Source organism: Pseudomonas sp. AC252, assembly GCF_979258105.1.
Genome location: NZ_OZ409837.1, coordinates 4,774,274 through 4,799,390 on the forward strand (window position 1 = coordinate 4,774,274; position 25,117 = coordinate 4,799,390).

23 protein-coding genes and 1 pseudogene are annotated in these 25,117 nt (G+C 59.1%); 13 read left to right on the forward strand and 11 right to left on the reverse strand.

Annotated elements, in window-relative coordinates; genetic code table 11:
• Positions 1-35 precede the first annotated feature (35 nt).
• A complete protein-coding gene (locus tag ACZZZ4_RS21945; protein WP_463548752.1) occupies positions 36-1,661 on the reverse strand; it encodes an NADP-dependent glyceraldehyde-3-phosphate dehydrogenase in 1,626 nt (541 codons plus the stop codon).
• Positions 1,662-2,037: 376 nt separating this feature from the next.
• On the opposite strand from ACZZZ4_RS21945, the gene ACZZZ4_RS21950 reads away from it, so the two are divergent.
• The 10 genes from ACZZZ4_RS21950 to ACZZZ4_RS21995 all read left to right on the forward strand — a co-directional run bounded on the left by ACZZZ4_RS21950 (position 2,038) and on the right by ACZZZ4_RS21995 (position 12,230).
• Complete coding sequence (locus tag ACZZZ4_RS21950; RefSeq protein ID WP_080769391.1) at positions 2,038-2,649, forward strand: transposase; 612 nt, start codon at positions 2,038-2,040, stop codon at positions 2,647-2,649.
• A gap of 54 nt (positions 2,650-2,703) precedes the next feature.
• Positions 2,704-4,302: a ShlB/FhaC/HecB family hemolysin secretion/activation protein gene (locus ACZZZ4_RS21955; RefSeq protein ID WP_463548753.1), complete on the forward strand. Its 1,599-nt coding sequence runs from the start codon at positions 2,704-2,706 to the stop codon at positions 4,300-4,302.
• A gap of 12 nt (positions 4,303-4,314) precedes the next feature.
• Positions 4,315-6,114 carry a DUF2341 domain-containing protein gene (locus ACZZZ4_RS21960; RefSeq protein ID WP_129998651.1) on the forward strand — a complete coding sequence of 600 codons (1,800 nt, stop codon included), beginning with the start codon at positions 4,315-4,317 and terminating at the stop codon, positions 6,112-6,114.
• A gap of 11 nt (positions 6,115-6,125) precedes the next feature.
• Positions 6,126-6,551 carry an ExbD/TolR family protein gene (locus ACZZZ4_RS21965; protein WP_003201710.1) on the forward strand — a complete coding sequence of 142 codons (426 nt, stop codon included), beginning with the start codon at positions 6,126-6,128 and terminating at the stop codon, positions 6,549-6,551.
• A gap of 3 nt (positions 6,552-6,554) precedes the next feature.
• Positions 6,555-7,259, forward strand: a complete 705-nt coding sequence (locus ACZZZ4_RS21970) for an energy transducer TonB family protein (protein WP_463548754.1) — start codon at positions 6,555-6,557, stop codon at positions 7,257-7,259.
• A 39-nt stretch (positions 7,260-7,298) separates the two neighbouring features.
• A complete protein-coding gene (locus ACZZZ4_RS21975; protein ID WP_463548755.1) occupies positions 7,299-8,996 on the forward strand; it encodes a putative porin in 1,698 nt (565 codons plus the stop codon).
• A gap of 17 nt (positions 8,997-9,013) precedes the next feature.
• Positions 9,014-9,643, forward strand: coding sequence for a DNA repair protein (locus ACZZZ4_RS21980; protein WP_463548756.1), 630 nt, complete (start codon positions 9,014-9,016; stop codon positions 9,641-9,643).
• Positions 9,644-9,660: 17 nt separating this feature from the next.
• Positions 9,661-10,131, forward strand: a complete 471-nt coding sequence (locus ACZZZ4_RS21985) for a YbjN domain-containing protein (protein WP_463548757.1) — start codon at positions 9,661-9,663, stop codon at positions 10,129-10,131.
• Positions 10,128-11,075 carry a peptidylprolyl isomerase gene (locus ACZZZ4_RS21990; RefSeq protein ID WP_463548758.1) on the forward strand — a complete coding sequence of 316 codons (948 nt, stop codon included), beginning with the start codon at positions 10,128-10,130 and terminating at the stop codon, positions 11,073-11,075. The genes ACZZZ4_RS21985 and ACZZZ4_RS21990 overlap by 4 nt, the downstream gene beginning before the upstream one ends.
• Positions 11,076-11,237: 162 nt before the next feature.
• Positions 11,238-12,230 carry a LysR substrate-binding domain-containing protein gene (locus ACZZZ4_RS21995; RefSeq protein ID WP_463548759.1) on the forward strand — a complete coding sequence of 331 codons (993 nt, stop codon included), beginning with the start codon at positions 11,238-11,240 and terminating at the stop codon, positions 12,228-12,230.
• Between the two features lie 787 nt (positions 12,231-13,017).
• Here ACZZZ4_RS21995 and ACZZZ4_RS22000 read toward each other — a convergent pair.
• The 3 genes and pseudogenes from ACZZZ4_RS22000 to ACZZZ4_RS22010 form a co-directional block, all read right to left on the reverse strand.
• Entirely contained in the window at positions 13,018-14,865 is a 1,848-nt protein-coding gene (locus tag ACZZZ4_RS22000; RefSeq protein WP_463548760.1) for a hypothetical protein, read from the reverse strand.
• Between the two features lie 47 nt (positions 14,866-14,912).
• Entirely contained in the window at positions 14,913-15,776 is an 864-nt protein-coding gene (locus ACZZZ4_RS22005) for a hypothetical protein (protein ID WP_463548761.1), read from the reverse strand.
• Positions 15,777-16,101: 325 nt separating this feature from the next.
• Positions 16,102-16,460, reverse strand: a pseudogene (locus tag ACZZZ4_RS22010) (DUF6124 family protein).
• 489 nt (positions 16,461-16,949) lie between these two features.
• Here ACZZZ4_RS22010 and ACZZZ4_RS22015 point away from each other — a divergent pair.
• Positions 16,950-17,468 carry a GNAT family N-acetyltransferase gene (locus ACZZZ4_RS22015; protein ID WP_463548762.1) on the forward strand — a complete coding sequence of 173 codons (519 nt, stop codon included), beginning with the start codon at positions 16,950-16,952 and terminating at the stop codon, positions 17,466-17,468.
• A 1-nt stretch (position 17,469) separates the two neighbouring features.
• On the opposite strand, the gene ACZZZ4_RS22020 is transcribed toward ACZZZ4_RS22015, so the two are convergent.
• The 7 genes from ACZZZ4_RS22020 to ACZZZ4_RS22050 all read right to left on the reverse strand — a co-directional run bounded on the left by ACZZZ4_RS22020 (position 17,470) and on the right by ACZZZ4_RS22050 (position 23,063).
• Positions 17,470-18,162: an aspartate/glutamate racemase family protein gene (locus ACZZZ4_RS22020; RefSeq protein WP_463538136.1), complete on the reverse strand. Its 693-nt coding sequence runs from the start codon at positions 18,160-18,162 to the stop codon at positions 17,470-17,472.
• A gap of 116 nt (positions 18,163-18,278) precedes the next feature.
• The gene (locus ACZZZ4_RS22025; protein WP_463548763.1) at positions 18,279-18,425 is read right to left on the reverse strand and encodes a DUF2599 domain-containing protein; all 147 of its coding nucleotides are present in this window, start codon (positions 18,423-18,425) and stop codon (positions 18,279-18,281) included.
• 18 nt (positions 18,426-18,443) lie between these two features.
• Positions 18,444-18,734, reverse strand: a complete 291-nt coding sequence (locus ACZZZ4_RS22030) for a hypothetical protein (protein ID WP_463548764.1) — start codon at positions 18,732-18,734, stop codon at positions 18,444-18,446.
• A 4-nt stretch (positions 18,735-18,738) separates the two neighbouring features.
• Positions 18,739-19,656: a halovibrin HvnC gene (locus ACZZZ4_RS22035; protein ID WP_463548765.1), complete on the reverse strand. Its 918-nt coding sequence runs from the start codon at positions 19,654-19,656 to the stop codon at positions 18,739-18,741.
• Positions 19,657-19,729: 73 nt separating this feature from the next.
• The gene (locus tag ACZZZ4_RS22040; protein WP_463548766.1) at positions 19,730-21,121 is read right to left on the reverse strand and encodes a hypothetical protein; all 1,392 of its coding nucleotides are present in this window, start codon (positions 21,119-21,121) and stop codon (positions 19,730-19,732) included.
• Positions 21,033-22,049 (reverse strand): halovibrin HvnA, encoded by a 1,017-nt coding sequence (locus tag ACZZZ4_RS22045; protein ID WP_463548767.1) that lies wholly within the window; start codon positions 22,047-22,049, stop codon positions 21,033-21,035. Before ACZZZ4_RS22045 ends, ACZZZ4_RS22040 begins: the two co-directional genes overlap by 89 nt.
• Before the next feature lie 78 nt (positions 22,050-22,127).
• On the reverse strand, positions 22,128-23,063 hold the full coding sequence (locus ACZZZ4_RS22050) for a halovibrin HvnC (protein ID WP_463548768.1): 936 nt from the start codon (positions 23,061-23,063) through the stop codon (positions 22,128-22,130).
• 232 nt (positions 23,064-23,295) lie between these two features.
• On the opposite strand from ACZZZ4_RS22050, the gene ACZZZ4_RS22055 reads away from it, so the two are divergent.
• Both ACZZZ4_RS22055 and ACZZZ4_RS22060 read left to right on the forward strand, forming a co-directional pair.
• A complete protein-coding gene (locus ACZZZ4_RS22055; protein ID WP_039760437.1) occupies positions 23,296-23,787 on the forward strand; it encodes a hypothetical protein in 492 nt (163 codons plus the stop codon).
• A 243-nt stretch (positions 23,788-24,030) separates the two neighbouring features.
• The gene (locus ACZZZ4_RS22060) at positions 24,031-25,008 is read left to right on the forward strand and encodes a hypothetical protein (protein ID WP_463549304.1); all 978 of its coding nucleotides are present in this window, start codon (positions 24,031-24,033) and stop codon (positions 25,006-25,008) included.
• Positions 25,009-25,117 lie beyond the last annotated feature (109 nt).

Genomic DNA, 25,117 nt, shown 5'->3' on the forward strand with positions numbered 1-25,117 from the left:
GGTGGGTGCTGAACGTACTCAGTGCAAGGTCCTCGTCAGAAAATGTAATCAGTGGTCAGGAAACTCGAATCACGTCCGCGAATGATTTCGCTGATCAGATCCTTGTTGCTTTCCTGGAACCTGGTCGCGACCAGCGTGCGGATCGAAAACACCCGCAATGCATCGTGTACCGACAGCGTACCTTCGGCGGAGTTCTTGCGGCCGTTGAACGGGTAGGTATCCGGGCCGCGCTGGCACTGGGCGTTGAGGTTGATCCGCCCGACCTGATTGGCGAAGGTGTCAACCAGCCGCCCGACCGCGACGGGGTTGGTGCCGAAAATGCTCAGCTGCTGGCCGAAGTCGGATTCCAGCACGTAATCGATGACGGTATCGAGGTGGCGGTAAGGCACGATCGGCACCACCGGGCCGAATTGTTCCTCCTGATAGACGCGCATCTGCGGGTTAACCGGGTACAGCACTGCGGGGTAGAAGAACGAGGCGTGAGACTCACCGCCATTGGGGTTGACCACTTGGGCGCCTTTGCTTTGCGCGTCAGCGACCAGACCGTGCAGGTAATCAACCTTGCCCGACTCCGGCAGCGGTGTCAGCGCCACGCCGCTGTCCCACGGCATGCCCGGTTTCAGTGTGGCGAGTCTGGCGTTGAATTTCTCGATGAAGCTGTCGACCACGTCCTCATGGACGAAAAGGATTTTCAGAGCGGTGCAGCGCTGCCCGTTGAACGACAGCGAGCCGGTGACCGCTTCGCTGACGGCATTGTCGAGATCGACTTCGGGCAGAACGATGCCGGGGTTCTTGGCGTCCAGGCCGAGAGCCGCGCGCAAGCGGTGTGGTTTCGGGTGCAGTTTCTTCAGGTCGCTGGCGGCCTTGTTGGTGCCGATGAAGGCGAAGATGTCGATCTTGCCGCTCGCCATCAGTGCGCTGACGGTCTCGCGGCCGCTGCCGTAGATGACGTTGATCACGCCGGTCGGGAAGCTGTCGCGGAAGGCCTCGAGCAACGGCCGGATCAGTAGTACGCCGAGCTTGGCCGGTTTGAATACCACGGTGTTGCCCATGATCAGCGCCGGAATCAGCGTGGTGAAGGTTTCGTTCAGCGGATAGTTGTAAGGGCCCATGCACAGTGCGACGCCAAGCGGTACGCGGCGGATCTGGCCGAGGGTGTCCTGTTCAAGTTCGAAACGGCTGGAGCGGCGGTCGAGTTCTTTCAGGGCATTGATGGTGTCGACGATGTAATCGCAGGTGCGATCGAACTCTTTTTCCGAGTCCTTGAGGTTTTTGCCGATCTCCCACATCAGCAGCTTGACCACGGCTTCACGCTGCTCGCGCATACGGCCGAGAAACGCTTCGACATGCTGGATGCGCTCGGCCACGCGCATGGTCGGCCACAGGCCCTGCCCGCGGTCGTAAGCGCGAACGGCAGCGTCGAGGGCGGTGAGGGCGGTGTCGGCATCCAGCAGCGGCGTGCTGCCGAGGATCACCTGATCTTCACCGTTTTCGCCTTTCAGATAAACCGGGCTGCGCACGGTGGCGAGTGGGCCGTCCCAGCGGCGCAATTGGCCATCGACCAGATATTCACGCTGCTCGACCTGAGCGTCGAGGCGGTATTTTTCCGGGATGTCGCTGACCGAAGGGAACAGGTTGCCAAGGATGTTTGCTGTGGTCATGTCACTACCCTGTGTTGATGTCGGCGTGCCGATTGAAAGTCTTGTGAAGGTTATACGCCTGAACGGGCCGGGATTTAACCCTGTGAATGTCATGCGAATGTCACGCACCCGTGCAACCGCAGTCCACCCTGTGGGAGCGAGCCTGCTCGCGAAGGCGGCGGCACATCCAACATCCTCATTGCCTGACGCAGCGCTTTCGCGAGCAGGCTCGCTCCCACGGTCGATCGTTTAAATCAGTCAGTCTGTCTTCGGTAATGAAGCTTTTATGACAAAAGTTCGGTAGCCCTTTGCCAGTCCGGTCATGCCTGTGTAACGCGCTTGAGGAGCCTTTCGGGGCGCACTTTGCAAGCCGAGGCGGGACGCCGGGAGTGAGGCAATGGGGACTATGGAACGCTATTCGAAAGTGGGCATGCAGGAGCTCGATCAACGCTTGTCGAAGATCGTCGAAGCCGCGCGCAAGAAGCCGGTTTCGGTGTATCGCTACGGCGCGCCGTGGGTCTGGATCGTCTCGCAGGAAGACTGGCAGGGCGCCCTGAAAGAAGTGTCCAGCTACATTCCGCCGGGCCATTCGCTGGTGTTGCTGCGCCCGCAGATCGACGATCTGCTCGACGCCCACCAGGACCTTCTGCACGACCTCAATACCGCGCCCGGCATGCTCATTCCCGCGCAAACGGTCATGCACATCCTGCTTCTGCAATTGCTCTATTCGGTGCCCAGCGAACAGCAACTCTATGAACAGCTGAACTACAACCTGCTGTTCCGCTGGTTCGTTGGCCTCGGCCTGAACCAGAAAGTCTGGAGTTTCACCGCCCTCAGTCGCGACATCGCCACGCTGCTCAACGAGCCGCGCGCGGTGCTGCTGATTCAGAAAATCATCGGCGAAGTGTTCTGCGGCGCCTTGCTGCAAATGCCCGAGTTCTCGCTGAACTTCGCGCTGTTGCACACCTGGCTGGGCAAGCACGCCTGCGCCACAACGATCAGCAATTGACGCATCACACCGGGCGCCAATGCCCACAGGTCATCGCGAATTTCAGGGGGTAGTGTGGAACGGATTTTCACGTCACGGCTGGCGCTGTGCGGCTGGCTGCTGGTGACGGCAGGCGCGCAACCGGCGCTGGCCGAGGAGGGCACAGCAGCGCCCGCCGCGCAGCGACTGGTCGACGTCAACGAATACTTCGTGCGCGGCAACACCGTGCTCGATGCGCGGGCGATCGAAGAAGCGGTGTACCCGTTTCTCGGCCCGCAGAAAGCCTTGGGCGACATCGAAGGCGCGCGCGATGCGTTGCAGAAGGCCTATCAGGAGCGCGGCTACCAGTCTGTGTTCGTCGAGTTGCCCGAGCAGGCCGTGGCCGACGGAATCGTCTATCTGCAAGTCAGCGAAACCAAGGTCGGCCGGGTGCGCGTGGTTGGCGCCAAACACTATTCGCCGCTGGACATCCGCGACAACGTTCCGGCACTGAAAGAAGGCGAGGTGCCGGACTTCGCCAAGGTCCAGGGCGAACTGGCGCAGCTCAACAAAACGCCCGGCCGGCAAGTGATGCCACTGGTGCGGGAAGGCCAGCGTCCCGGCACCATGGACGTCGACTTGCAGGTCGAAGACCAGAACCCGTGGACGGCCAGCGTGGGCCTTAATAACGACTACAGCGCCGACACCGAAAAGCTGCGCAGCGTCACCAGCCTCGGTTACAACAACCTCTGGCAGCTCGGTCACAGCGTCAACCTGACGTTCTTCACCGCGCCGCAGGAAACCGACAACGCCAAAGTCTGGTCGGGCTCCTACACCGCGCCGCTGAGCGAGCGCTGGAGCGTGCAGTTCTCCGGTTATCAGTCCGACAGCAATGTCGCCACCATCGGCGGCAGCAACGTGCTCGGCAAGGGTCATTCTTACGGCGTCGCGGCGATTTACACGCTGCCCTCGAGCGGCAACTGGTCGAACTCGCTGTCGGCCGGCATCGACTTCAAGGACTTCGACGAGCGCCTGAGCCTGTCCGGCGAAAGCGACAAGGTGCCGCTCAAATACGCGCCGTTCACCTTCGCCTACAACGGCTATCGCTACAGCGAAAAGAGCCAACTCGGCCTCGGCCTGAGCCTGGTAGCCGCCACCCGCAGCGTATTCGGCTACGGCAGCGACGACGAAGATTTCGACTACAAACGCTACCGCGCCAAACCTAGTTTCGCCGTGCTCAAGGGCGATACCAATTACACCTGGACCTTCGACAACGATTGGCAGAGCGCAAGCAAAGCCGCATTCCAACTGGCCTCGGGCCCGCTGGTTTCCAACGAACAATTCTCCGCCGGTGGCGCTACCTCGGTGCGCGGCTATCTGGCCGCCGAGCGCACCGCCGATGACGGCTACCTGCTCAGCCAGGAATTGCGCACCCCGTCGCTGGCGAAATTTGCCGGCACGTGGATGCAGGACTGGCGCTTCTATGCCTTCGCCGAAGGCGCGCAGTTGTACCTGCGCGACGAACTGCCGGATCAGGACGCCAATTACGCCCTCGCCAGCGTCGGCCTCGGCACCCGCGCCAGCCTCAGTAAATGGCTGTCCGGCAGCCTCGACTGGGGCTACCCGCTACTCGAAGGGCCGAACACCTCCAAGCAGGAATCGCGCCTGCACTTCAACCTTCAAGCCACTTTCTAACGGAGCACGTCCATGCAACGCCTCTTCCTTTCGTTGTTGATCTGCCTGGGCTTCGTGCTCCCGGCCACGGCTCAGGCCTGGTGGCAGGACGACTGGCATTACCGCAAACAGATTGCCGTCGACACCACCCCGCAAGGCGCGGCGATCAATCAGGCCCTTGGCCGCACCGCGCTGTTGGTGCGCTTACACACCGGCAACTTCACCTTCGACGGTGTGAAAGAGGACGGCTCCGATCTGCGCTTTGTCGCCGCCGATGACAAGACCGTGCTCAACCACCAGATCGAAAGTTTCGATGCGCTGATGGGCATGGCGCTGATCTGGGTTGATGTGCCGAATGTAGAGGGCGGTCAGCGTCAGGACATCTGGATGTACTACGGCAACCAGAAAGCCCCGGCCACCGGCAACGGCCAACTCACCTTCGATCCGAATTACACCGCGCTGTATCACTTCGACGGCGCCACCGGCACCCCGGCGAAAGACACCACGGCGTACGGCAACACCGCGCAAAGCGCGACCGGCACAGCGATCGATGGCGTCGTCGGCCGTGCCTTGCAGTTCAGCGGTCAGCCGTTGTTGCTGCCGGCCAGTCCGTCGCTGCAACACAACGCTGGTAGCGCGTTCACTTTCAGCGCCTGGCTGCGTCTGGATCAGGCGAGTGGCGAGCAACTGATTCTCGCTCGACGCGAAGGCACGCAAAGTCTGTTGGTCGGCGTAAGCCAGGGTCTGCCATTCGTGGAAATCGACGGCCAGCGCGCCGCTGCTACCCAGGCACTGACTCCGGCGCAATGGCAACACGTTGCGCTGACCGCTGAGGGCTCGAAAGTCACCCTCTACATTAACGGTCGCGAGAGCGCTGCACTGGCTCAGGCGATGCCGGCGTTCAACTCGGTCATGGCCATCGGTGCCGATCTGCAGCAAGGCGCGTTCCAGCCATTCGCTGGCGCCATCGACGAACTGCGCCTGTCGAAAGTCGCCCGTCCTGCTGCGCTGTTGCTGGCCGATGCCACCTCGCAAGGCGCCGAGTCGAAACTGGTCGCCTATGGCGTCGATGAAGAACAGTCCGGATTCGGTTTCGGCAGCCTCGGTTTCCTGCTCAACGCGGTGCCAATCGACGCCTGGGTGATCATCGCCGTGCTGGTGCTGATGATGTTCCAGTCGTGGATCATCATGCTGCGCAAGAACCGCAGCCTCAGCCGCGTCACCGCCGCCAACGAAGACTTCCGCGTGCAGTTCGCCAAGGTCGGCACGCGCCTGGAGATGTTCGCCGACGACGCGCAACTGGCGCAGCGCCTGCAGCATTCCTCGCTGTGGCGCCTGTATCTGGTGGCGGTCAAAGAGATTCGCACCCGCCGCGAGCAGGGCGCCGATACCTCGTCGGTTTCCGCCGCCACCATTGAAGCCATCCGCTGCTCCATGGACGGCGTGCGCACCCGGGAAAACCAGCAACTGAGTTCTAAACTCTCGACCCTGTCCAACGCCATCGCCGGTGGCCCCTACATCGGTCTGCTCGGCACGGTGCTGGGGATCATGGTGGTGTTCCTCGGCACGGCGATGGCCGGCGACGTCAATATCAACGCCATCGCTCCCGGTATGGCCGCCGCGCTGTTGGCCACGGCCATGGGTCTTTTCGTCGCGATCCCGGCGCTGTTTGGCTACAACCGCCTGATTACCCGCAACAAGGAAGTCAGCGCCGACATGCGCGTGTTCGTCGACGAGTTCATCACCCGTCTGGCGGAAATGCATGGCGAGAGCCAGTTCAGTGAGGCCTCGCACCAGCGCGGCCATCACGCCCACCACTCCGTACCGGCCTGAGGAGCATTGACATGGCGTCCGTAAATGCCTCCCACGACGATGACGACGATGCCGCGGTGGACAGCATCAATATCACTCCGCTGGTCGACGTGCTGATGGTGGTGCTGGTGATGTTCATCCTCACCGCCACCGCGCAGGTCTCCGGGATCCAGATCAACCTGCCCAAGGCCAGCGCGTCGGTGTCGCTGTCAGAGGCCAAGACCAAGGCGATCTCGGTGAACGACGGCGGTCAGGTGTTTCTCGATGCCTATCCGGTGACCTTGGCCGAGCTGGAAGAACGCCTGCGCATCGAGAAAGCGCAGAGCCCGGACTTCCCGGTGATCGTGCGTGGCGATGCGACGGTGCAGTACCAGAAAGTCATCGAAGTGCTGGACCTGCTGCGCCGGCTCGAACTGTCCCAGGTCGGTCTCGTCACCGGCAAACCGAGTCAGGGCTGAGTCATGACCGCACAACTCCCGATCGAACCGCCGCCTGTGAAAAATTCGCCGTTGCGCTATGTGAAGTGGGGCGCCGGATTGCTGGTCGGCGCGCTCGCCGCGTGGTTCCTCTGGCAGTGGGCCAACGACATGGCCGGCGTGCGTCGCGAAGCGCCGAAGGTACCGACGATCATTCCGTTGCCGCCACCGCCACCACCGCCGCCGGAGAAACCGCCAGAGCCGGAAACGCCTGTGGAAGAAAAGGTCGTCGAGCCCGAGCCAACGCCGGAGCCGGAGGAGGTCAAGCCTGAAGAAGAGGCGCCGCCATCGCCGGCGGACGATCTGGCCAACCCAATGCAAATGGACGGCGACGCGCAGTCCGGCAGCGACGCTTTCAACATCGGCGCGGGCAAGGGCGGCGGCATGGCCGGAGCCGGTGGCGGGCGTTTGGGCACGGGTACGTACAGCCAGTTTCTCGCGTTCACCTTCCAGCGTTTGCTGCGCGAGAACCCCGAGCTGCGCAACCTCGCGTTTTCACTGCAGGCCGATGTCTGGCTGAGCAGCGTCGGCGAGATCACCCGCGTCGAGCTGATCAAGTCCAGCGGCAACCCGCAAATCGATACTCAAGTGCTGGCCGCATTACGCGGTGCGCCAGCCCTTAGCGAACGGCCTCCGGCCTCCATCACTTTGCCCGTGCGCCTGTCCCTGCAAGGGCGGCGTCCGGGCTAATTCACTTATTCAAGCTTCGGCAAAAGGAGTTGTGTGCAGATGATTTCCAACGTGAATCGATTGTCCCTGGCGGTCGGCATGGTCATTGCGACCCTGGCCGGTCAAGCCGTGGCAGCGCCTGCGCCTTCGGAAAACGCCACGATCAATCTGATCCGCTTGCTGGTCGAGCAGGGCATTCTGAAACAGGACAAGGCCGACGCGCTGATCGCCCAGGCGCAGAACGAAGCGGCGCAGGCGAAACAGGCGGCGGCTTCTACCGCAGTCGCGGCCGGGCCGGTCGCCGCGCCGGGGGATGTGCGCGTGCAGTACGTGCCGGCAGCGGTGCGTGACCAGATCCGCGATCAGGTCAAAGCCGAGGTCATGGCCACCGCCAAACAGGAAAACTGGGCAGCGCCGAATACCTTCCCCGACTGGGCCTCGCGCATCAGTTTCGACGGCGATATTCGTCTGCGCGACGAATCGCGTTACTACTCGGGCAACAACAGCAACGAAATCGTCGACTTCGCCAAGCTCAACAACAACGGCCCGTACGACGTAAACCCGAACAGCAGCACCAGCCTGCCGCCGTTGCTCAACACCCGCGAAGACCGCGAAAACCTGTTTCGCCTGCGCGCCCGTCTGGGCATGAAAGCGGTGATCTCGGAGGAGTGGACCGCGGGCATCCGCATCGGCACCGGTTCGGACAACAACCCGGTATCGACCACGCAGAACCTCGGCGGCGGCTTCGCCAAAAAAGACATCTGGCTCGATCAGGGCTATCTGACCTGGAAGCCAATGGAAGAGCTGACGTTGACTGGCGGGCGCTTCGCCAACCCGTTCATGTCCACCGACATGCTCTATTCCAACGACCTGAATTTCGACGGTGTGGCGGCGATCTTCGATCACAAGCTCAACCGCGATTGGGGCGTGTTCGGTACGGTCGGCGCGTTCCCGGTGGATTACACCAACGACACCTCCAGCAGTAACGGTTTCGACAAGGAAGAGAGCGACAACAAGTGGCTGTACGGCGCGCAGCTCGGCGCGAAGTGGGCGATCAACAGCAACAACCGCCTCAAAGGTGCGCTGGCCTATTACCGCTTCGACGACATTCAGGGCCAGCGCTCCAGCCCCTGCGAACCGTGGGCCGGCGCGCCGGGTTGCGACAGCGACGGCACCCGCGCGGCGTTCATGCAAAAGGGCAACAGCGTGTTCCTGCTGCGTGACATCACGCCGAATCCGCTCAACCCGAGCGCCACGCCGCAGCCGCAATTCGTCGGCCTCGCGTCCGAGTTCAACCTGCTCGATCTCAACGTGGTCTGGGATGCCGACCTGCCGCAGGACTTCAAACTGCGCAGCCAGGGCAACTACATCCACAACCTCAGCTACGACGAAGGCGAGATGCGCAAGCGTTCCGCCGGGCAGATCGTCAATAACCTTGACAGCAACGGCGAGATCGAAAGCGGCGCCAACGCGTGGATGGTGCAGTTCACCCTCGGCAACGCGCTGGACCTCAAGCGCAAAGGCGACTGGAACCTGTTCGCCGGCTACAAGTACATCCAGCCGGACGCCTTGCCGGACGGCTTCAACGACTCGTCGTTCCACCTCGGCGGCACCAACGCCAAGGGCTATTTCATGGGCGGCAACTACGGCCTGGCGAAGAACGTTTCCGCCACCGGCCGCTGGATGAGCACCGAAGCGGTGTACGGCGCGCCGTTCGACATCGACGTCTTGCAGCTTGAGATCAACACGCGCTTCTAAGGCGCCGGGAGAGCTTTATGAACACGCGTTTTCTCGCGCTGGGCCTGGGTTTGTTGATCGCCACCGGGGCGAACGGCGAAGGCATGGAAGAACGCTTGCGCACGCAATTGCGCAGCACCACCCAGCAATTGCAGGCCCTGCAAAGCCAACAGGCCCAGGCCAGCGCCGCACAACTGGCGGCGCAGAACGAAGCCAAGGCAGCGCAAGCGCAGATCAAGCAACTGACTGCCGAACTGGCCAAAGCCAAGGGATTGGCCGAGCAACTGGCCGGGCAACAACAGAGCCTGCACAGCCAGGCGCAGGCGCAAGTGGCGGCCAGTGCCGAACAGACCGGCAAGTTCAAAAAAGCCTATGACGAGTTGCTGATCCTCGCTCGCGGCAAAGAGGCCGAGCGCGCGAAGCTACAGGCGCAACTGGCAGAACGTGACACACAAGTGCAGCAATGTTCAGCCAAGAATCAGCAAATGTACGGCGTCGCCAAACAGATCCTCACGGCCTACGAAAACATCGACGTCGCCGAGGTGATGAAAATCCGCCAGCCCTTCGCCGGCAGCGCCCGGGTCAAGTTCGATGAACTGGCGCAGGGCTTTGGCGACGAGCTCTACAAAACCCAATTCGACGCGCCGCAAGCCGCGATCGCTCACTGATAACAAGGAAGAAAGCCATGACTCAATTGATCACCCACGTTTCCCCGCAATCACTGACCGACGTCCTGCAAGCCGCCGGTTATCGCGTCAACCAGAGCGAACAGAACGGCATCGTCCAGTTGCTCAGCGCCAGCCAAGGCATCGGCTACGCCGTGCGTTTCGGCAATCCGGCGGTGGAGCAGGGCAACTTTGTCGATTTCACCTTCAGCTGTGCCCTGCGCGTGCAAGGTGATTTGCCCCAGGGCGTGGCCGAGCAGTGGAACGCGACACGGCGGTTTGCGCGGTTGTCGTTGCAGGGCGAGTTTCTGGTCATGGAAATGGACGTAGTCGTCGCTGCTGGCGTGAGCAACGAGCACCTGCGCGGCAATCTGGAATTGTGGGATCGCCTGTTGCAGGAATTCATCGTTTACCTGCGCGACTTCAGTCAGACCGCTGCTGCGCAAACCGCCAAATCCGCGGTCGCCGAACAAGAGGAAGTCGCGCTGTGAAGAAGCCTGCCATGGTGATCGGTGCCGGAGCGGTGGCGCTGTTGGTGGTGGCCGTGGCGCTGGTGCTGCGGCCGGGGACTGATCCGGTCGCCGCCCAGCAGCCGTCGCCGGTGATGGCGGTTGCAACCGGGCCAGCGGTCGCGCGGTTGGGCAACCAGCAGGTTTCGCCAGAGGAATTGCAGACCCTGCTGGCCACTGTCCCGGCGCAAACCCGCGAGCAACTGCGCGGCAATCGTGAGGCGCTGGAGCGCTGGATTCGATCGCGACTGGCCGAGAAAGCGGTGCTGGAACAGGCCGATGCGCAGGGTTGGGCGCAACGACCGGACGTTGCCCGGCAGACCCGAGCGGCGACTGAGCAGATCGTCTTTCGTGATTATCTGCGCTCGGTGAGTCAGGTGCCGGCGGAGTATCCGAGCGCGGCTGAGTTGCAACAGGCGTATGACGCTGGCAAGGCCAATTGGCAGACGCCGGCACTGTACCGGGTCAGTCAGATTTTCCTTGGCGTCAGTGATGCTTCTAATGCGGAAACGGTGCGCAAGCAAGCACTTGAGTTGAGCAAGAAAGCTCAGGCAGCGCCGGCCGATTTTCCGGCGCTCGCTACACAATATTCACAGGATCGCGTGACGGCAGAGCGGGGCGGTGATACCGGCCTGCAACCATTGCCACAACTGGTGCCGGAAGTACGTAGCGCCGTGGCGCGGCTCAAGGTTGGTGCCGTGTCAGATCCGGTGCAAAGCGCTGCCGGTTTCCACGTGATCAAACTCACCGAACAACAACCGGCCCGCACCGCAACCCTGGACGAACTGCGCGACCAACTGACCCAGGCCCTGCGCGCGCAACGCCAGGAACAGATCGCCCAGGCTTACCTGGACGGCATGCTCAACACCGCCACCCTGAGCATCGACGGCGCTGAACTGAACAAAATCCTCGAGGAAAAACACTGATTTCACCTACACCACAACCCCTGTGGGAGCGAGCTTGCTCGCGAAAGCGGAGTATCAGTCAGCAAATATGTTGAATGTGCTGACGCTTTCGCGAGCAAGCTCGCTCCCACAGGGGTCTATGGCGCACTCAAGGCAACTACAAAGATCGACAGGGAGTCATCAATGTCATTCACCGAACCCGCAGGACGCCCGGGCCCCGCTGATTACCAATCGCCCCCATCCAGACCCGACCCCTGGCTCAACCAGGCCGCGACCATGGACAACGAAGTCGCCCAATACTTCCTCGTCAGTGCCCGCTGCGGCTGCTTCATGCAAGCCGCGCGCAGCCTCAACGTACGCTCGACTCTATTGCGCAAACAACTCGCGCAACTTGAACAGCAACTGCAACACAGCCTGTTCAGCTTCCAGGGCAGCGCCCTCAGCCTTACCCGCGAAGGCCAACAGTTGCAGGCCCGACTCATCACCCTGGCCCACGAACGCAAACTCCCGGTCATCGAACAACCACTGATCCGTTTGGCCATCGCCGAATCCATCCTCCACGACATCCTCGGCCGCGACCTCATCGCACTGCTGCGCCGCAACGCCAGCCTGCGTTTGGAAATCATCGCGCTGGATAGCGAACTGGCATTGCGTGCGGTCAGCGCTGACATCGTCCTATGGCTTACGCCCGGCGAAAGCCCTAATCCCGGCCCAGCGTTTGCCACCAGCGAACCGCAATGCCTTGCGCCGATTGAGTATCTGCCCCATATCGCCAAGCGCTACAGCCGCGTGACTGCACGACCAGAAACACCGGATGATCTGGCGGACTTCATGTTGGTGCAATGGCAGCATGATCGGCGGGTTGAGAGTTTTCGACCGTGGAATGAGTTGGTCGAGCAGCGCTTGGCTGGTGTAGTGCAGATGCAATCTTATGAATTGATGTTAGAGATGATTCGCTGCAGCGCCTGCATTGGGTTGTTGCCCTCATACATGAGCCGCTTCGATCGTGGTTTGATCGCATTGCCTGGATTATTCGCCGAACCGATGCAGCTACACGCGTGGCTGGCGATCAACACCGATTCACAAAACGCACCCGAAATCCAGGCCCTCACCGACCTCATCCAGCAAACCTTCAACGAACGCCACGATTGGTTCCAGCCTCAACGCCCCCTGTAGGAGCGAGCCTGCTCGCGATGACGCCAGCACAGAGACCACACCCGTAACTGAGCAAACCGTATCTGGAGTGGGAGCGAGCCTGCTCGCGAATGCAGTCCGACAGTCGAAGCTTAGATGACTGACAAACTGCATTCGCGAGCAAGCTCGCTCCCACAAATTCAGCGGTGTAAACGCAGCCGAGTGAGCCACACAAACCCCTGTGGGAGCGGGCTTGCCCGCGAAGGCGTCGGCACAGTCGGCGCCCTACTTAGAGCCTGCTGCGAGGCCCGCTACCGCGGCATCTCCAGATTATCCAGCACTCGCTTCACCGCCAATTCGCTGAGCATGATCAGTTGGTTAATAAATCTGTCCCCTTTTGTCTTCATCCACCAAACCGTTCGATGAACGGCGCGAATGGTTCCAACCCTGACGCGATCTGCTGTTCGTGCGGGCCTGCTCGCGACATCTGTCTGATGCTCGACACCGATGTCGATTTGACCGACGCCACCTGCGGGCAACCAAGTCTCCAGAGCTCAAGAGTGACGGGTAGTGCGATATCTGAGCGCAATTCAAAGATAAATGTGTTGGCTCATGATACTGCTCAGTTGGTGCCCAGTTGCTTCTGAATGCACCCAACCCAAGGGAGCTAGCCTGCCAGCAACAGTATATGGTCGAATCAATCAATTATTTATAACTGCTCCCAATAGTTGCCGCTCCAACGTAAATATTGTCGATTTGGATCGCCTCGGCGAATGTATTGTCTTGCATTTTGCGTGCTTATGGCGTCAGTGTGTTGAGTAGGGCGTTATCAACACTCCTTGATGATTATGTCATCCAGCCATAGCGGCATCGGAAAAGGAAAAGGGTAAGTTGATGCCGCTGATATTTGAATGGTCAAGTTTTGATCCGTTGCTGAATGACGATATTCAAATTCTTTAGTGGTCCATGGTACTTGCGTGCCGGTTCCTACTAAAATTTCAGTATTGTTAATTTTTAATATTATCCGGCAACCATAACCATTGCCGTTTTGCATGAATGCATATGAAAGCTTTATTAAGTAGTTCGTGCTCTGCTTCACACCGTCTATTGTTTTCTTAATTCCAACAGGAATTCCTACGGATGCGCTCGTGGTGGAGGCCCAGTAGTAGTTCTCAGATTCACGCCGTATTACGCCCTGAGTGGTTGAGAGATTTATCCAATTATTCCAGTTAGAATTGTTGAAGTCTGTAGTGTCTGAGAATTTGTCCGCTACGGTCAGTGTTCGTGCAACAGATTGTGCCCCTGCACCATACAACGCTTTGGCGGTAAATTTGTGCAACGCTTTACGAAGGTTAGACGCAGTCAACATCCATACTTCGGTAAGTGCGTCCGCAGTTGCCTCCCCTTTCGACTCGACACTCACACCGTCGTCATCAAAAACCTCAACTTTCTGACTTTTGCTTGCCTTTCCTTTGAGCGTCACCGTCGTACTTGCAGTCGTTTTACCTTCAGGAATTTCCACCCCCTTATCGTCTAATACATTAGTAATCGTCGGCGTAATCAACGCGGTCACCGTCAACTCACGTGGTGCCGAACTCTGCCCCGTGCCGTACTTCGCTTTGGCGACGAAGCTGTGTTTCTCCTCGGTCAGCCCTGTAACTCGCAATGTCCACTCGCCCGAAATGGCATCGGCAACGGCGTCCGCTATAAATTTGTCATTGTCGAAGATGTCGACCGTCTGCCCCTTGGCGGCAGCACCGGACAGCGTCACGGTCGTATCGACGGTGATGCCGCCGTTGATGATTGCCTGGCCTTTGGAATCTTTGACCGAGGTAATGGTAGGCGCGGTGGCCGCCGTCACGGTCAGGGTCCACGCGGCGGATGTCTGGCCGTTTGCTTTGGCGGTGAAACTATGAGCGGCGACGCTCAGCCCCGTTAGTTGCACGGTCCAGACGCCGGTGGCTACATCGGCGGTATCCGAGCCCTTCAAGGTTACGCCGTCGAACACTTCAACGGTCTGCCCCTTGGCGGCGACACCAGACAGTGTCACGGTCGTATCGACGGTGATGCCGCCGTTCTCGATCTCTTGCTGTTTGGAGTCTTGCACTGAAGTGATGGTGGGCGCAGTTGCGGCCGTTACGGTCAAGCTCCACGCGGCGGATGTCTGGCCGTTTGCTTTGGCGGTGAAACTATGAGCGGCGACGCTCAGCCCCGTGACATGCACGGTCCAGACGCCGGTAGTGGCATCGGCGGTATCCGAGCCCTTCAAGGTTACGCCGTCGAAAACTTCAACGGTCTGCCCCTTGGCGGCGACACCGGACAGTGTCAAGGTCGTATCGACGGTGATGCCGCCGTCCGGGATTTCAACGTTGCTGGGCGAGCCGATGATTGACTTGATAGTCGGCGCAACGCCCGCCCCGACGACGTTCGCAGTAGTGGTATTGGAAATTCCCACCAGATCACCCGGGCTACCGTCGCCTTTGTCTGGTTGACGGACCTCATAGAACACACTGACCGTGCTTCCTGCGATGTTTACCATTTCGTTGGGTACTTCGATAACGACAAGTTTCTTTTGCCCGAATTGGTCGACTTCCACTGTTTTGGTCTGTTTATCGTTCACAGTGGAATCGTCGGGGCGGGTGACGGTGTAGAACGCCGTGACCTTGTAACCCGCCACAAAGCGAGCGTCTGTCGGCGCAATAACGATCTTTAGCGGGTCGTCCTTCAGTTTGCCGAGTTCGATGTCGGGTTCGTCAGTAGGATCATCCAGCTTCTCCTCAAGATCGGTTTCGCAAAGCGATCTTCCTCCACGTGAACATCGATCAGTTCTTGACCGGAATAAGGTGAGTCGGTATCCGGACCGTTGCCGAGCTGATCGATCACCGTGTAAGAGAAAACAAATCGAGGGCTGTCGCCGGCGCGCAGGAATATAGCTTCCTCGACCAGCACCGCAATTGTTGTCGGCGTATCTGACGGAATGGCGGGTGCTTCTGATTCGGTTACCACGTGCGGTACATCCACGCCGTTGCAGTTCAGCCAGATTGCGTCATGCGCCCGGCAATAGGGATAGGAGAGGCTGACCAATACCCCCTGTTTGGCTCGCTCTGCATCAATTCCGTCTTTGACCACGTCATTTGGCAAAGTTATTTTCAACCTGGAATGGGCGCCGTCACCGGGCGTGGTGTCCTCCTTGCCGGGACGTATGGCGTTATAAAGCAACTTCTGCGGCGGGTCTGACTGACTGTGGTTGCCGCTTGGGCGCTCCACGTAATAGTAAAAGTCGTTGACCCGTTCTGGCAGCAGGAGGCCTTTGGGCAGATATAAAGTAATGACTTGGTTTTCTTCTTCCTTCGTTATGACTTTGCTGCCTTCGGCTTTCTTGCCGTTAACGACCAGGTGAACCCTGTCGCCCTCAACGATCAGACCAGAGGGTGGCGGATCAATATCAACCCTTAACCCTCTGGGCTGAAGATCGTATGCATGTTTCGGCACCCCATAGTTCGCACCGACCACGGGCTTGGTTGCATTGGGCAACCGAGGTTGAGACAGGGCCACGGTTTTTCTTTTGCGCTGCTTGATAAAGGACATGGTCGACGCTCTTGGTGGCATTACCGAGAGATCATCAGAGCGCGTCCGGGCGATTTACGCACCTGTCAACTCTGACAGGTAAAAGGTGTTTTCCGATGAACGGCGGCCGCTGAGCGACACAAATTCCCTGTGGGAGGGGGCACGCGAATGCTCTGCCAGTCGAAGCTACAGTGACTGACAAACTGCTTTCGCGAGCAAGCTCGCTCCCACAAAATCGATGGTGAAACCGCAGCCGAGTGAGCGAAACAAACCCCTGTGGGAGCGGGCTTGCCCGCGAAGGCGTCGGCACTGCCGGCGCCTTATTCAAAGCCTGTCGCGAGACCCGCTACCGCGGCAACTCCAGATTATCCGGCACCCGATTCACCGCCAGTTCCCCGAGCATGATCAATTGCGCGATTCCCATTAGCGTCCGGCGTTGCGACGGTTTCACCAGTCCGGCGAATTCCTGGGCGATGGTTTTGGCTGAGGCGAGGGTTTCGCAGGCGTTGGCCAGCAGGTCTTCGTTTTTCGTATCGGCGGTGACGGCGTACATCGCGCGCGGGCTGTAGGGCGGTGGGGTCGAGCCGGGTGGGCAGAGGTAGTGGTCGAGGGCGCGGTCGGCGGCTTGGTGGAGTTTTTTGAATCGAGGGATTCGTAGGGGGAGGTGGGGTCGGATTCGGGTGGGTTGGGTGTTGGTTTGATCATGGTGAAGCTCCTAGAGTCGACGGAGCCGCCACATTTCGCTGCGATACGAAAAGGAGGTGGCAGCTATACGCGGGTCGCAGACCGGGACTCTAGAACCGGCAGACCCGAAGGTCTCCCACGTACAGCCGCCATAAATAGCGGGTGTTGTGCGTCCAGAGATCGACGGGCTGCGAGACCCGATCGCTGATTCGTCAGCGACCGGACCACAATAGAACCCGCCCCCAAGGCGCACAAGCCGGCGGATTCTGGCGTAGCTGTAGGCAATGGCGCAAGAATTTGTAGCCTGGAAGGCGTGTCTGGAGGTGTCTTTTAAACACCTTCGTTTAAAAGGCAAAAATTGGCGACAGCACGGTAGACGTTTTTGCCGGGAAACAGGTGTTGGCTGTGAGGTCGCTTTCGCGAGCAGGCTCGCTCCCACAATTTAATCTCGCCAGACTCCAGATCAGCGGTTTAGAGTGGCCAGCCACACGCTGATCACGGACCGATCCCATGTCAGACCCAATCCCCACCATCCACCTCGAACGCTCCTGCGAATCCCACCTCGAGGGCATTACCGCGCTCTACAACGACCCCGCCGTCGCACGGCAGGTGCTGCAGATGCCGTTCCAGTCCACCGAGGTCTGGCGCCAGCGATTGCAGGCCGACAGCGAGCGCGCGCTGAAACTGGTTGCTCTGCACCAAGGCGTGGTGATCGGAAATCTTGGTCTGGAAGCCTGTTCACGCATGCGCCGCGCTCATGCCGGCAGTTTCGGCATGGCGGTCGCGGTAGCCTGGCAGGGCAAAGGCGTGGGATCGATGTTGTTGGCAGCGGCGCTGGACGTTGCCGACAACTGGATGAATCTGCACCGCGTTGAACTCACGGTGTACGCCGATAACGAGGCAGCCATCGGCCTGTACCGCAAGTTCGGTTTCGAGGCTGAAGGGCTGTTGCGTGATTACGCGGTGCGCGACGGGCAGTGGGTCGACACCCTGAGCATGGCCCGTCTGCGCGGTACGTCGAAACCCTGAGTCAATCGCCGAGGGCGAACGCCACCGCCGATTGCGCATGCAGTTCGGTGGTGTCGAGCAGGGGCAGGGCGCTGTGTTCGGGTTTGACCAGCAGGCCGATTTCGGTGCAGCCGAGGATGATCGCCTGGGCGCCACGGGCGGTCAGGGATTCGATGACGCCTTGGTAGATTTCTCGCGATTGTTCGCTGATCACGCCGACGCAGAGTTCGTCGTAGATGATCCGGTGCACCTCTTTGCGCTCGGCATCATCCGGCACCAGCACGGTCAGGCCTTGGGCGATCAGACGCTGCTTGAGGAAGTCCTGCTCCATAGTGAATGCCGTGCCGAGCAGCCCGACCGTCAGCGCGTCGATTTCCAGCGCCGCTCGCGCCGCCGGTTCGGCAATGTGCAGAAACGGAATGCTGATCGCCGCCTGAATCTGGTCCGCCACTTTGTGCATGGTGTTGGTGCACAGCACCACGCAATCGGCGCCGCCGGCCTCAAGCCTGCGCGCGGCATCGACCAGAATCGCCGCCGCGTCGTCCCAGCGCCCGGCATGCTGCGCCTGTTCGACCGGGCCGAAGTCGACGCTATACATCAGCAACTGCGCCGAGCGCAAAGGGCCGAGGCGATCGCGGACCTGCTGGTTGATCAGGCGATAGTATTCGGCGCTGGACTCCCAGCTCATGCCGCCGATAAGGCCGATGGTGCGCATTTGAAATCCTCGGGCAGTGCCGGGCTCGATGGAGCCTGGCCTGCCCGAAGTTTCCGGTGGTTTGCCGCCTCACGCCAGCTCCGGATCAACTGTATCGGCAAACTTTCATTCAGGTGTCATGGTGCGTTTTCCGGCAACGGCACGACGTGATTGCAGCCTGCGTCCAGCGTCCTTTGATAGCCGACGTCCGGACGCCAGGGCTCCAGATTCCATTCAGGTTTATCTCGCGCAATCGCCAAATGACAAATCAGTTGGTGGCGCATGCCATGGTTATTTCGCCACTAGCGACTGTTGGAATAGTCGCGCGAGAGTTCGTCCCAGATGAACGGCGTGCCAGGTTCCTGGGTTCTTCGGGCGCAGGGTGTGGGGACAATGGCAAGCGCCCATTGATAGTCCCGGTAAAACCAATAGGCGTTCTGGATGTAGCGATTACAGCGCTCGACAATCACGATCACGCTTTCGCCATCCACTGCGGAGGGTGCGGTTTCGGCAGCGGCAACCTCAGTCATGCGCAGCCAGGAGGCGGTCAGTGCCAATGCGAGCAGGCAGTATTTCGCGTGATATCTGTTCATTGTTTCACCACCTGATCGGCTTCGACATAGCTGAAAGTCGCAGTACCAGTAGCGCTGGTCGCGGGCACCAGACGGATGATCGGTATCGTTCTATTGGGGTTTGTGGAGTTGTAAAAGTCTTGTTGGTTGTATCTTGCATCGGCGAGCGGTTTAGGGTCGGTCCCGCCGGCAATATAAAAAACGCCAGTATCGGAAATGCGTTTGCCTCGCCGGCTGGCCAGGTTTTGATGATCACTTCGTTGTGTTCGTTGAAACCGGTAGTGCCTAACATTGCCTTGGCGCGCAGCGATTGATAGAACGCTGGAGCTGCCAGGGTATTACGCTCGTCTCGCACGTCGAAGCCACACTGTTGGAGGTTTTTGTTCACAGTTGACCTGTCCCAGGCTGCTTTGAACTGCTCTGCAGTGGTTACATTCGCGTTGTGGCAGTAGCCGCTTTCAGGGTGTGCAGGAGTAGGAATGCACACGCCATTCTTACCGCGATGCCAGCCCCAGGAGTCCATCGGGTAAGAGCACAGAACTTGCAGTTGATCGGTATTGGCGGGTCGCTCCAGGACCGGGTAAAGAATGTAGCCGTTGCCGTAACCCCAGGCCAATCGGCCGAAATTGGTGTCGGCACGAAGGTAGGAAAACGAAATGCCGCCGCTGGTAACAGAGATAGGGCTAGGCTCCCAGACCTTATAAGTGTTGTTGGGGTCTTTGACTGTTACCCGAAGCATCACGCCTGAGCAAAGGAAAGAGGGTTGCGAATCCACTTTGTTGCAATTGGGAAACTTGCGGCCATAAAGCGTCGTTAGATAACTGGCGGTGGCGGGACCGTCCAGTGCCAGAGCATTGCTGTTGGTGATATGTGGCGGTTGCGATGGGCTTTGAGAGCAACCAATCAACAAGGCTATAAGCAGTGAACCGATTATTTTGCGCATGACGTAGTCCTTGTCTCGCTGAATGACAATTCTGGAATGTAGTGTTCGAGTAGAATTTTCTCGTGGTACGCCGCTAAAGCCTCACTCTTCGGCACCAGGAAAAAACCAGTGGCTCGCTGGCGCCTGTCCGGTTCAGCGTGTAGTTGAAAATCACCTCTCGTCCTCGATTTTCCAGGATCCACGCCGGAGGTATCGGGAGGTTGGTGTAGTCGGAATCTTTGATCAGCACCTCTTCGCCGTAGCGAACGAAGACGCCGTGTAACGCCATGCGCACCGTGTAGGAACCATCAATCAATGCGGGGTAATAAGCCCTTAAATTGGTATTGTCGGAATTAAGGGAGGGTTCTCCCAAAAGATATTTCTGCCCGGTAACGGTCAAGTCCAGATCGCGTGAGGGAATTTCTACCGTGGTACCAGGCCGCCTCACGGTATAGGTCACCTCTGCGTGGCCGGCGCCGGCGTTGTCGATGACCTCAAGTCGCGGAATCTGGAACCGCAATATCTGCCCCGGGCGGGCTACGGTCTGTACGGCTGTGCGATAGGTATAGTTTCGTCCCAGCCATTGGACTTGCACGGTTTGTCCTGTGTCGGAACCGGTGTAGCTGACCTCCACGGTGGCGAAGGCAGCCTCATAGAAGTCTCTGACGAAATTCAGCTGCCTGCCATTGAGCTCCTTTGCTTCCAGAACCTTGGGCGCTTGCAAATCCAGTTCCGGCTGTTTGCGGATATGAACGTCCACCAGCGTGGCAGCGGACCAGATTGCCTGTGGCCCCGATGAGTTGCCGAGCTGGTCTATAGCCCTGAAGCGCAATGCGAACCTCGGATTGTCTTGCCAGAAGTCGTTGGTGAACAGTTTCATTACCACAGCGCCTGCGGCTGCTTGTGCAGCAGTGACGGTGTGGGATTTGGTCTGACTGTCACAATCGAGCGTAATAACGTCTCGCTCGCGCATATGGATGTAACGCAGCGTGACATCAACGCCGGCCGCCGCGCGCGCGGCGTCGATACCTTTGAGCACATCGTCCGGTAATGTCATGACCAGGTTCGGATTGTCCCCGCTTTGCGCAATCTCACCCGCTGGGCGGGGGCGGTTGTAGAGCACTTTCAACGTCGGCGATTCCACGGGTGCCTGGGTAACCCGCGTGACTTGCAGGCGGATGCGGTTGATGCCGTTCCTGAGCACCCCGTCAGGCAACTCCATGGTGAAGCGCTTGTTTTCTTCGCCAGGCTGGATGGTTTCGGTAATCACTGGTACCTGCGAATCTTCGAGCAATATACCGGCTGTGTCGAAAGGACTCTGATTTCGCCATGGGTCGACCAGCAACTGGATTTTGTCGTTTACGGCCAGCGACAACGGCACGCCGCCGTGCGGATCGTCAGGATGCTGTATCGCGGTTACCCATCCGGGAATCAGCACGGGGGCTATATCGAGGGGCTGCGCTTGAGAATCGATATTTACCGACATGGTTCTCTCCCGGTTTATTTGACCTGGTCAGCTGCGCTGTAAACGAATTGCGCGTCGGCACTCTCGCTGGCGGGCAAAACGATTTTGACAATCGGCACCACTTTGCCGCCCGTTGAATCAAAAAATCCTTCTGGTCGAACTGAGCGCCTGCCAAACCACCTTCCAGATAGAAAAACGCCTCGATAGGCAATTCTTTAGGAATGTTCTGCGGCCAGGTCGCCAGAATCAGCTCGATGTAGTCATATGCGCCGGCAAAGAACCCTTCCAACTGATGGGCGCGAATAGTCTGATAGAAAGAATCCGCGCCTTGATTGTTCATGGAGTCGCGTACATCGAAGCTGCAGAGATTCCAGCTGTTGCTGCGGCGATTCGCTATCCAGCCTTCGGCAGTGGTGATACCGATGGTCTGGCAACGCCGGCTGCGGTCGGGCGAATAGGGGTGGGCGCCGCAACCGGGGGCGTCTCTAAGCTGTGTGGCGCCGTCGAGGGGATAAGAGCAGAGCACTTCAATCTGGCGCGTTCCGATAGGCCGTGACAGCACGGGGTAGAAGATGTAGCCGTTCTTCTGACCAAACACGAGCCCGGTGAATTTGGCGTCCTTGCTCAGATACGAAAAAGATACGCCACCGCTTTTCTGCGAGTGCGGGCTTGGGTTCCAGGCTTTGTATGCTGTGGACGGAACCGTGGAGCGTAAAACGATGCCGCGACACAGAAACGCCGGCATGGAGGCTGAACCGCAGTTCGTTCTGACATCGTTGTAACGGGCGGTAAGGCTGGTCGCAACTTCCGCACCGGTTTGTGTAACGCTCGATATGCTGCTTACGGAGCCCGGCGCCTGTTCCGGTGGTATTGACGCTATTTGCTCATTGCTGCGGCACCCTGCAAAGGACAGCAATAGCACCAGCAATAATGCGTATGTCTTGTTCATCTCGCCTGCCTCCATGTGGGCCGTAAAGGAACATCAAAACGCTGGGTAACTTTGAGTAATTGGCACAAGCAGAAACGTTCAAGGCTTGATCAGTTGGTCGGACTCGACGTACTGGAACGTGGCCTCGCTGGTGGGGGTCGAAGGCGGAAATAAACGGATGACCGGCACCCATATTCGTCGGGTGGTGGAGTTGTAAAAGTCCTGCTGATTGCCCTGAGCCTCGGGGAGACCGGCATTGCCGCCACCGGCGATAAAGAAGAACGCCATGAGCGGTAAGGTGTCTTGCAGATTCTGTGGCCAGGTCTTGACCACGACTTCATTTTGTTCAGTGAAATGCGTTGGGTTCTGACTCAACATCCCGCGCGCTCTGACCGACTGATAGAACGGTACCGCGGCCGGCTTGCCGGTTGCCTCTGAAACATCGAAGCCGCACTGGCGAATGTGATGGCTATTGGGTGAGTTGTCCCACACGCTTTTCCATTGCTCGGCAGTGGTTACCCCTGCACTTTGGCAACGCTGGCTGGATGCCGGATACGAGGCGTGATGACCGCAAGGCGTGGTGCGGTTCCAGGTCCATCCATCGATTGGATATGAACACAACACATCGAGGTCGACCTTGTCTTGTGGGGCGCCGAAAATCGGGTACAACATGAACCCGTTCCCATGGCCCCACGCCAACCGACCGTATTTGGAGTCGGTCCTCAGATAGGAAAATGACACGCCACCATTTTTGACGGACGTCGGGCTGGGGTTCCAGACGTGATGAGTCTCGCCTGGCTTTTTGTCGGTGACTCGAAAAATGACCCCCGAACAGAGGAATGCGGGCTGGTTGGCTGATTCATGGCAGTTCTGGGACTTCGAGTTGTACAAGGTATTCAACCACTCGACCACTTGCGGGCCGGTCATGGCGACATGCGAATTGTTACTGCCGCTTTGCTCGAACGGTGTCTGAGGGGCCGTTTGGACGCAGCCAATGAGTGTTGCAATCGAAACTGAAAGAATGATTTTTTTCACTTCGCTGTTCCCTGCGTCCTGACGCCGTCTTCACTGCAGCGATTAACTCGCACTGAAATTAAACATTGCTTTCATAGCGCAGCGCACTGTCAGATCTGACAGGTAAATTCACTTTTTTAACCGTCTGTCGATTGAAGGCGTCGGTAAAGGCACCTGGCATGGGCGGTTAAACGTACACAGGCGCCTTGATCTGCCACTATCCGTTCTCGCTGGCCAATCAAGGAACTTGCTCATGAACGACGTACAGCAACTGGGCGAAATGCTTCGTCACTATGCCGAGAGCGAAGCGCACAAGAAGCAACTGTTCACTACGCAATCGGCCGCGTGGGCCACACGGATTGGCGCGTTGTTCGATGAGATCGAGCAATGGCTCGCACCGGTCAAGGCTCCGAACCTGCTGGAAGTGAGTCGGGAGATTTACGTCGCGTCCGGGCCGAGCGTGCCAGTAGAGACGTCGACCTTCATGACCGAAAAACTGAGCATCGTGATAGCCGGTAAACCGGTGGAATTCGTCCCTGATGTGATGGGCAGCGGCGGGCAGATTTCTCTGGCGGTGATGGGGCTGACGGCGGCGCGGTATGGGAGCATTTCGCTGGTCGGGCTGGCGGATGGCGCGTGGCAGTGGCGCAAGACCAATGGGTTGAAGGATCCGGATACGTTTGCCTTCGACGCCAATTTTCTTGCCCAGCAACTGCAGAGCCTGATTCCTCGCGATCGCACCTGACTGCACGCGACGTCTGTAGAAGTGAGCCTGCTCGCGATAGCGTTTTGTCAGATTCAAATCAGGTGACTGACCCACCGCTATCGCGAGCAGGTTCACTCCTACAGGGGTTGAGGCGCATACCGGGGAAACCCTTAGGTTCGGTGCCGATCCGGCATTTTCCCTTGGGTCACTGATGGCCTTTTGGTAGAGTCGCCGTCGCCAGCGGGTTTTCGGCTGGACGATGGAACCGAAGAAGGGAGTCTGATCAGTGAGTCCGGGCAAAAAATCCTCGGTCTCACGGCGTCGCTTTTGCTGCTGACGCTGTGGGCCAGTTACTTTTATGTATTCAAGGAAAACCGCGACGGCCAGCTCGGCGGCGTCGGCGAAAGCACCGCATGGTGCGGCACGCCACCGACCACGGAAGCGGCGTTGCTGGGCAAGGATCAACTGACCTTGCGCGTCACCAACAATCTGCGCGGCGAGTTCATGGTCGGCGGTTCGCTGGTGGTTTCCGAACGCACTTTCAACCGCTACGACCTGGGCCGCAACGAGCTGCGCCTGCGTCTGGAACCGCTGCAGTGGTCGTTCGGCGTGACGCCGATCTTCCTCGAGCAGGTTAAGGTGCAGCCGCTGAGCCGCAATCTGTCGTCGACCAACAAAAGCGCCTTCGCCGAACTCGAGCCACGGCCGATTGGCGTGCACGCCCAGACCGCCGCGTTCCCGTTCGACAGCTATCGCTATGGCTACAAACCGGTGCTGTATTACCTAAAGGGCAGCGAGCGCGTCGACCTGCGCTTCAAGAACATCACCACGCTGATGGAGATGTCCAACACCTTCACGCCGATCCAGAAGTACAACCGCGCCGACTACATCAACGAGAAGAACTCGATGATCCGCGACGAGGACTACAAGCCTTACGGGGCGCATGAGTGCGCGTTCAGCGTCGAGCGCAAAGGCTCGTTCAAGGTGGTGGTGTTGCTGCTTCTGCTGGTGCTGTGCCTGCCGCTGATGCTGGTGTTCTACCGCGATGAACCGGGGATCGACTTTCTCGCCACGCTGGTAGGGATTGCGGTGGTGCGGACATTGCTGATCGGGCCGGTGGAAGATTTCCAGCTGTACAACATCGACTTTCTGTTTGGTGCGGCGATTTTGCTGGTGGGAACGGTGTCGCTGATCAAGGCGATGCGTGCCAATAGCCGGCGGGAGATGGCGTTGCGCAGTGGCGAAACATCGTCTTGGTGAAGCAAACGCTGAAGCTCGGTGGTAGCCCTGTGGGAGCGAGCCTGCTCGCGAAAACGCTACGTCAGCCGACTACGATGTCGCTGACAGATTGCATTCGCGAGCAGGCTCG

Bases quoted from the DNA above. Each gene is read 5' to 3' on its own strand.
- ACZZZ4_RS21945 (WP_463548752.1), bottom strand. From the start codon at position 1,661: ATGACCACAGCAAACATCCTTGGCAACCTGTTCCCTTCGGTCAGCGAC.
- ACZZZ4_RS21950 (WP_080769391.1), top strand. From the start codon at position 2,038: ATGGGGACTATGGAACGCTATTCGAAAGTGGGCATGCAGGAGCTCGAT.
- ACZZZ4_RS21960 (WP_129998651.1), top strand. From the start codon at position 4,315: ATGCAACGCCTCTTCCTTTCGTTGTTGATCTGCCTGGGCTTCGTGCTC.
- ACZZZ4_RS21965 (WP_003201710.1), top strand. From the start codon at position 6,126: ATGGCGTCCGTAAATGCCTCCCACGACGATGACGACGATGCCGCGGTG.
- ACZZZ4_RS21970 (WP_463548754.1), top strand. From the start codon at position 6,555: ATGACCGCACAACTCCCGATCGAACCGCCGCCTGTGAAAAATTCGCCG.
- ACZZZ4_RS21975 (WP_463548755.1), top strand. From the start codon at position 7,299: ATGATTTCCAACGTGAATCGATTGTCCCTGGCGGTCGGCATGGTCATT.
- ACZZZ4_RS21980 (WP_463548756.1), top strand. From the start codon at position 9,014: ATGAACACGCGTTTTCTCGCGCTGGGCCTGGGTTTGTTGATCGCCACC.
- ACZZZ4_RS21985 (WP_463548757.1), top strand. From the start codon at position 9,661: ATGACTCAATTGATCACCCACGTTTCCCCGCAATCACTGACCGACGTC.
- ACZZZ4_RS21995 (WP_463548759.1), top strand. From the start codon at position 11,238: ATGTCATTCACCGAACCCGCAGGACGCCCGGGCCCCGCTGATTACCAA.
- ACZZZ4_RS22005 (WP_463548761.1), bottom strand. From the start codon at position 15,776: ATGTCCTTTATCAAGCAGCGCAAAAGAAAAACCGTGGCCCTGTCTCAA.
- ACZZZ4_RS22015 (WP_463548762.1), top strand. From the start codon at position 16,950: ATGTCAGACCCAATCCCCACCATCCACCTCGAACGCTCCTGCGAATCC.
- ACZZZ4_RS22020 (WP_463538136.1), bottom strand. From the start codon at position 18,162: ATGCGCACCATCGGCCTTATCGGCGGCATGAGCTGGGAGTCCAGCGCC.
- ACZZZ4_RS22025 (WP_463548763.1), bottom strand. From the start codon at position 18,425: ATGCGCCACCAACTGATTTGTCATTTGGCGATTGCGCGAGATAAACCT.
- ACZZZ4_RS22030 (WP_463548764.1), bottom strand. From the start codon at position 18,734: ATGAACAGATATCACGCGAAATACTGCCTGCTCGCATTGGCACTGACC.
- ACZZZ4_RS22035 (WP_463548765.1), bottom strand. From the start codon at position 19,656: ATGCGCAAAATAATCGGTTCACTGCTTATAGCCTTGTTGATTGGTTGC.
- ACZZZ4_RS22040 (WP_463548766.1), bottom strand. From the start codon at position 21,121: ATGTCGGTAAATATCGATTCTCAAGCGCAGCCCCTCGATATAGCCCCC.
- ACZZZ4_RS22045 (WP_463548767.1), bottom strand. From the start codon at position 22,049: ATGAACAAGACATACGCATTATTGCTGGTGCTATTGCTGTCCTTTGCA.
- ACZZZ4_RS22055 (WP_039760437.1), top strand. From the start codon at position 23,296: ATGAACGACGTACAGCAACTGGGCGAAATGCTTCGTCACTATGCCGAG.